Origin of the sequence: Stenotrophomonas sp. NPDC077659 (assembly GCF_050268705.1) — a bacterium.
Classification (GTDB): Bacteria; Pseudomonadota; Gammaproteobacteria; order Xanthomonadales; family Xanthomonadaceae; genus Stenotrophomonas.
In genome coordinates, this window is sequence record NZ_JBNNHG010000180.1 from 1 (window position 1) to 6,586 (window position 6,586).

Below are 6,586 nucleotides of genomic sequence, written 5' to 3' on the forward strand. Positions count from 1 at the left end.
AGCCGCATGGATGCGGCGACCAAGGCTACATGGACGTACTTGCGCCGTCCCCGCACACCCACAGTGCCCTGCCATCCCACGGAATGCCGCTCTGGCTTTGGCCGTTGCCTTGGCTTGCAAGCAGGTGCAGGGCTGCAAGCCCTGCAGAACCCCCCTCACTCCACCCAGCCCGCAATCTCGCCGTGCGCGAACGGCCCCAGCTTCGCCTTCACCATCCGCCCCTGTGCATCGAACAGCACGCTGTAGGGCAGCAGCCCTTGTGCGTTGCCCAGTTGCACGCTGGCGTCGCGCGGGCCGGGGGTGTGGAGCACGATCGGGTAGCCCACCGGCACGCGCTGCAGGAATCCAGCCACGCCCTCCGGCGTATCCAGTGCCAGGCCCAGTACCTGCACGCCATCGGTGCCTTGCGCTTGAGCGAAGCGGGCGAGCTCAGGCATTTCCTCGATGCACGGCCCGCACCAGCTGGCCCACACGTTCACCAGCAGTGGCCGGCCCATGAAACGCTGGCGCAGATCCAGCGGTTGCCCGTCCACGCCGGGCAGCACCAGCGCCGGCAAGGCATCCCCCCTGCGCAGGGCAGGAATCGGGGGCCCTACAGCAGCAGGTGCTGAAGCCGGCGGTGCAGGCGGCGGCGTCAACCGGTGCCCCGCCCAAAGGCCGAGGCCGGCGGCCAGCACCGCTGTCCACAGCAGTGCCGGCCGTTGCCACTTCATCGGGCGGTACGCAGCAGCGCTTCTTCCACCAGCGCCTGGCTCAGCAGGGTCGGCAGCACGGTCGGCGGTGCGCCCGGGCCGTACACCACGTACAGCGGCACGCCCACGGCCTTGTGCTCGTCCAGGAAGGCGGTGATCTGCGGGTCGACGTTGGTGTAGTCGCCACGCATGTACACCGCGTTGGTGCGCTTGAGCAGTTCCTTGAACTCCGGACGTGACAGCACCGCGCGTTCGTTGGCCTTGCAGCTCACGCACCAGTCGGCGGTCATGTTGACGAACACCACGCGGTTGTCCGCGCGCAGGCGGTCGAGCATCTGCGGCGAATAGTCCACCACGTTGTCGCTGGTTGCCTGGGCCGCACGCGCCGGTGGGGCCAGTCGGGTCACGCCCCATACCGGGCCCAGCGCGGCCAGGGCCAGCAGCAGGCCGAGCAGGCTGGCACCCCGCCGGCTGCGCCAGCGGCTGGTCTCGAACAGCCACAGGCCGGCCGTCAGCAGCAGCAGGCCCCCCAGGGCCAGTGCCATGCCGTCCACGCCGCGCTGCTTGCCCAGCACCCATAGCAGCCACAGAGCGGCGGCGTACATCGGGAAGGCCAGCACGTGCTTCAGCGTTTCCATCCACGGGCCTGGCTTGGGCAGGCGGCGGGCCAGCGCCGGCACGAACCCGATCAGCAGGAACGGCAGCGCAAGGCCCAGGCCAAGGAACAGGAACACCAGCATTGCCGCCACGGGCGGTGCTACGAACGCATAGGCCACGGCCGGGCCGAAGAACGGACCGACGCAGGCGCTGCCGACCACGCAGGCCAGCACGCCGGTGAAGAAGTCTCCGGCAGGGCCGCTGCGGCGGGCCAGCGACTGGCCGAAGTTGCCGATGCCACCGCCCATCGTGAACACGCCGGACAGGCTCAGGCCGACGGCAAACATGATGTAGGCCAGTGCGGCCACCACGCCCGGATGCTGCAGCTGGAAACCGATGCCGACGGCATTGCCGAGCATGCGCAGGCCGACCATCAGCGCCCCGATCACGGCAAAGGCCACCAGCACGCCCAGTGTGTACCACATGGCATGGCTGCGGGCGCGTTCGGCGCTTTCACCGCTCTGCGCAAGGCTCAGCACCTTCAACGACAGGATCGGCAGCACGCAGGGCATCAGGTTCAGCACCAGGCCACCGCCCAGCGCCAGCAGCAGCACCCACAGCAGCGAACTGTCGGTCCTGGGCACGCTGCCCGGCGGCTTGCTGCGCCTGGCGTTGTCCTGCTGCGCATCGGCGGCGAAGGCATCGGCACCGGCCGCAGTGATGCCGTCGGCGTCAGCGTCGGCGGCACTGTTCGGCACGGTCGGCAGCAGGCGTCGCGGCGTCCCATCGGCCTCCGCGCGCGGACTGTCACTGATCGGGGCGGGGGCCGCCGCAACGCCGGCATTCCCGGCGGCGGCCAATGTGCCGGCCGGGATCGACAGCTTCACCCGGCGGGTCATCGGCGGGTAGCAGATCCCATCGGTCTGGCAGCCCTGGAACGTCACCACCAGGGTGCTGTCCACGGCTTCGGTGCGGGTACGGCGCAGCGGCAGCGGTACTTCCACTTGGTTGAAGTACACCGAGACATCACCGAAGTGCTCGTCGCGGTGCGACTGTGCGGCTGGCCAGCGTGGCTTGTCGGCCAGCACGCCGGGGCTGCCTTCCAGCTTCAGCGAGGTGCGGTCACGGTAGAGGTAATACCCCGGCGCAGGGCTGAAGCGCAGCAGCAGCGTATTGCCATCGCTGGCGATGGCGTCGAAGCCAAAGGCCTGTTCCGACGGCAGCGGCAGTGCCTGGGTGTTGCTGGCGCCGGGCAGGCGCAGGCCACCGCCGGTACCGGCCAGCGGGTTGTTGAAGGGCGTGACCCCGGTGGCGCGCGCGGTGGGCACGGCGGCCTGGCCACCGCCACCGGGCAAGGTCACCTGCACCACGCGCTTCTGCGGCGGGTAGCACACGCCCGCGTCGGCGCAGCCCTGGTAGCGCACTTCCAGGCTGATGGTGCCGGCCGCATCGGTGGGGGCGCCTGGCAGGGCAGCCTGCAGGCGCTCGCGGTAGGTTTCCACATCGCCGAAGAAATCGTCGTGGTGCTTGTTGCCGGCCGGCATCTGCAGCGCACCGGCGTTGAAGCCCGGGTCGGCCTTGACGCTGGTGCGGTGGCGATAGAGGTAGTAGCCGGGGGCGATCTTGAACTGCAGTTGGATCTGGCCACGTTCGGGCGCACTGGCGGTCAGTGCGAATGCCTGGTCGACCGGCAGCAGGTCCTTCTCATCCAGCGCGAAGGCCGGCAGGGCCAGCCACAGCAGGGCGCACAGCACGGCGCCACGGGCAAACAACTTCATCAATCGGTGTCCTCCCGGGTCTGCGCCCGGATCCAGTCCAGATACGCCGGCAGGCCGGCCAGGGTTTCGACCGCGATGCACTCCGGGAGTTCATACGGATGCAGTTCGACGATGCGGGCGATGGCCTCATCAACGCGGCTCGCCGTGGTCTTCACCAGCAACTGCAGTTCAGCGTCGGTGGTGATTTCGCCTTGCCAGCGGTAGGTCGACTGTGCGCTGTCCAGGCGGGTGACGCACGCGGCCAGGCGCTCGCCGACCAGTGCGTGCGCGATGCGCTCGGCACTGGCCCGGTCCGGGCAGGTGGTCAACAGCAGCAGGACAGGATCGACGGTCGACATGACCGCCGAGTATAGGGCCGCCGCCGGGTCAGGGCCCGGCGGCGGCACGAACCGCTGCGTTGCGCGGTCAGTTGGCCAGTTGGCAGGTGGCCGGTTTTGCGGAGGTGAACAGGCCCGGGGTCGCCCACTCGGGGTGGTCGATGAACGGGTTGCGGTTGCCCTGGAAGCTGTAGATCACGTCATTTCGCGCACGCTCGGCATCATCCGGCGGGTCGGACAGGTGCCAGTCGATCAGGGTCGACAGCAGGCCCATGTAGGCCGGCGAACTGCTGGTCTTGACGATCCTGCTGCGGTCGTCGGTCAGTTCCAGGTCCGGTTCGGACTGGCCGGTGGCCGCATCCTTGCCGCCTTCATAGCGGATGGCCATGTACATCACCGCACGCGCCATGTCGCCCTTGCGCTTGCCCCACACCTCGAAGGTGCCGGTGTTGCCGTCGGGGGTACGCACCCAGTTGGAATTGCCCGGGTAGCCGCCGCTGCCGCCGCCCTGGCCGTTGTTGGCCTCGGTGGCGCGCTCGCCGCAGTTGGCATCGCACTTGCCGAACGGCTTGTTGCCACGGTCGGCATTCCACTGCGCATCGGTCAGGTACAGCATGTGGGTGTCGGTGTACGGGGCGTACGGCAGGCCCTTGTCGCCGGTGGTGCTGGCAAAGCCCAGCGAGTTCGGCCAGGTGTGCTCGCGGTTGTAGGTCAGCCCGCTGCCCGTGCCGGCACGACCGCTCACCTTGGTGTAGCTGTGGTTGCGGTAGGCGTCGAGGATCTTGCCGCTGTTGTTCGGGTCTTCGTCGGCAATTTCCAGGATGGTCCAGGTGCTGGTGCCCGAGCCGCTGTACGGGTACGCGGTGTGGCCCTTGATGGTCTCGTGCAGCGAGCAGCGCAGCTGGCTGGGGCTGGAGGTGTTGACCCTGGAGTAGTAGCCCGCCGGTGCGCCGGGATTGCCAGGGTCCGGATTGCCAGGGTCCGGGTTGCCGGTGGTGCTGGCCACGGTGAAGGCGATGCGGCTGTCGACGGCCGGGTGCGCGCCCTGGTTGTCGGTGATGCGCGCGGCGCGGATGTCGAAGCGGCAGGCCTCACCGGCCACCAGGGCGGTGTTGGTCGACAGCTTCACGGTCTTGCCGCTGGTGGGCCAGGTCAGCGGCACACTGCCCGAGCTGCCGCAGTTCAGGGCGAAGGCACCGCTGGCCAGGGTCACCGTTTCACTGAACACCACTTCCAGATCGGCCGCGGCCGGGAAGGTGCTGCTGCCCTGTGCCGGGGTGGTGGTGCTGACCGAAGGCGGGGTATTCGGGCCCGGGGTGCCGCCACCACCGCTGAAGGTCTGGTTGGCGTTGCAGCGGCCGAAGGTCTGCCCGGCCGACTCGGCCCAGGTGAAGTGGGCGTACTGGCTGCCGCTGCCGGTCAGCTGCAGCGAGGTGCCCGGCGCGGTGCTGTTGGTCTCGGCCACCGGAATGTTCTGGCTGGTCATGCCTGCGGCAGGGCCACCGGAGGCGGTGATGGCGCCCTCGTAGCTGAGGAACTGGACCACCTTGCCGCTGGCGTCGACCAGGGCGATGCCGTCGTTGGGGCCGTTCTGGAGGCCGTTGGTCGGGTAATTGACCACCGCAATCGTGGCGCTGCCGCAGCCGGCGGCGGTGCCGGCCGGCACCGGGTTGTTGGCATACACCACGGCGGCCGAAGCGTTGGCGCCGTTGTACAGGTACAGGCGGTAGCCGGACAGGTCCTCACCGGCGGTGGCGACCACTTCAATGGCTTCGCCCACGTCACCGGCCGGGGTGCTGTCGTCGTAGTGCAGTTCGTTGATGAAGACCTCGGCCTGGGCCGGCGCGGCGACCAGCGCCAGCAGGCAGGCGGCGGCGAGTGGGGACAGCAAACGCATCGACTACTCCTTGTGATTGGGAATGCCGGGCGAGCCTAAGGCCGAACGCGTGACACTTTGTCGTAACTGAACGCCAGATATCTGACACTGCGACGTGGGTCACCAAAAATGCGCCAACGTGTCCGTCCAGTCACCCTTCCGCCGCCGCAGCGCACCGTCAAAAATTTTTCCACGGCGGGGCTTGAAAGGCCCGCAGGCAGCTCCATCTCTGTCCTGCTCCCGACCTGTCGGGCTTTTTCACGAGCAATGCTGGCAGTCATCTGTGGTGAGTGCTAACATCGCCGGACTTTTTTAGACCAATCAATAACTTAAGAGGTCTCTCATGAGCATCAAGCCGCTGCACGACCGCGTTGTGGTCAAGCCGATCGAAGCCGACGAAATCTCCGCCGGTGGCATCGTCATTCCGGATTCGGCCAAGGAAAAGTCCACCAAGGGTGAAGTCGTGGCCGTCGGCCCGGGCAAGGCTCTGGACAACGGCACCGTGCGCGCCCCGTCGCTGAAGGTGGGTGACAAGGTCATCTACGGCCAGTACGCCGGCAGCTCGTACAAGAGCGAAGGCGTCGAGTACAAGGTCCTGCGCGAAGACGACGTGCTCGCCATCATCGGCTGAGCCTCGGCGCGACCTGCTTTCCTGTAAGACATCCCTTTTCGTCGCCGGGCCTGCCCGGCGCAAACATCGAGGTAATCGCAATGGCTGCCAAGGATATTCGTTTCGGTGAAGACGCCCGTTCGCGCATGGTGCGCGGCGTCAACGTTCTCGCCAATGCCGTCAAGGCCACCCTGGGCCCGAAGGGCCGCAACGTCGTGCTGGAAAAGAGCTTCGGCGCTCCGACCATCACCAAGGACGGCGTGTCCGTCGCCAAGGAAATCGAACTGGCTGACAAGTTCGAGAACATGGGCGCGCAGATGGTGAAGGAAGTCGCTTCGCGCACCAACGACGACGCGGGCGACGGTACCACCACCGCTACCGTGCTGGCCCAGGCCCTGATCCGCGAAGGCGCCAAGGCCGTTGCCGCCGGCATGAACCCGATGGACCTCAAGCGCGGTATCGACAAGGCCGTCGTGGCCGCCGTCACCGAGCTGAAGAACATCTCCAAGCCGACCGCCGACGACAAGGCCATTGCCCAGGTCGGTACCATCTCGGCCAACTCGGACGAGTCGATCGGCCAGATCATCGCTGACGCGATGAAGGAAGTCGGCAAGGAAGGCGTCATCACCGTTGAAGAAGGCTCGGGCCATTTCCACCAGGCTGATGAGCGCCTTCTCGACCGGGCTGCCGTCCGGGCCGGCGATATCGACCCAGCT

General features: G+C 67.6%; 6 protein-coding genes. 2 read left to right on the plus strand and 4 right to left on the minus strand.

The features are described 5' to 3' along the window. Positions 1–155: 155 nt before the first annotated feature. The 4 genes from ACQKDV_RS17560 to ACQKDV_RS17575 form a co-directional block, all read right to left on the minus strand. Positions 156–713 (minus strand): TlpA family protein disulfide reductase, encoded by a 558-nt coding sequence (locus ACQKDV_RS17560; RefSeq protein ID WP_427785444.1) that lies wholly within the window; start codon positions 711–713, stop codon positions 156–158. Continuing rightward, positions 710–3,070, minus strand: coding sequence for a protein-disulfide reductase DsbD domain-containing protein (locus ACQKDV_RS17565; protein WP_427785446.1), 2,361 nt, complete (start codon positions 3,068–3,070; stop codon positions 710–712). Before ACQKDV_RS17565 ends, ACQKDV_RS17560 begins: the two co-directional genes overlap by 4 nt. Continuing rightward, entirely contained in the window at positions 3,067–3,405 is a 339-nt protein-coding gene (cutA, locus tag ACQKDV_RS17570; protein WP_427785448.1) for a divalent-cation tolerance protein CutA, read from the minus strand. Before cutA ends, ACQKDV_RS17565 begins: the two co-directional genes overlap by 4 nt. Positions 3,406–3,472: 67 nt before the next feature. Beyond that, positions 3,473–5,281 carry an endonuclease gene (locus tag ACQKDV_RS17575; RefSeq protein ID WP_427785450.1) on the minus strand — a complete coding sequence of 603 codons (1,809 nt, stop codon included), beginning with the start codon at positions 5,279–5,281 and terminating at the stop codon, positions 3,473–3,475. Positions 5,282–5,603: 322 nt separating this feature from the next. Between ACQKDV_RS17575 and ACQKDV_RS17580 the strand changes: the two genes are divergently transcribed. Together ACQKDV_RS17580 and ACQKDV_RS17585 are read left to right on the plus strand one after the other, a co-directional pair. Then, entirely contained in the window at positions 5,604–5,891 is a 288-nt protein-coding gene (locus ACQKDV_RS17580) for a co-chaperone GroES (RefSeq protein WP_079223700.1), read from the plus strand. A gap of 80 nt (positions 5,892–5,971) precedes the next feature. Further along, positions 5,972–6,586, plus strand: a 615-nt coding sequence (locus tag ACQKDV_RS17585; RefSeq protein WP_427785451.1) for a TCP-1/cpn60 chaperonin family protein, incomplete at its 3' end; no start/stop codon positions are given.

Coding starts and splice junctions, on each gene's coding strand:
- cutA (WP_427785448.1), bottom strand. CDS start 3,405: ATGTCGACCGTCGATCCTGTCCTGCTGCTGTTGACCACCTGCCCGGAC.
- ACQKDV_RS17575 (WP_427785450.1), bottom strand. CDS start 5,281: ATGCGTTTGCTGTCCCCACTCGCCGCCGCCTGCCTGCTGGCGCTGGTC.
- ACQKDV_RS17560 (WP_427785444.1), bottom strand. CDS start 713: ATGAAGTGGCAACGGCCGGCACTGCTGTGGACAGCGGTGCTGGCCGCC.
- ACQKDV_RS17580 (WP_079223700.1), top strand. CDS start 5,604: ATGAGCATCAAGCCGCTGCACGACCGCGTTGTGGTCAAGCCGATCGAA.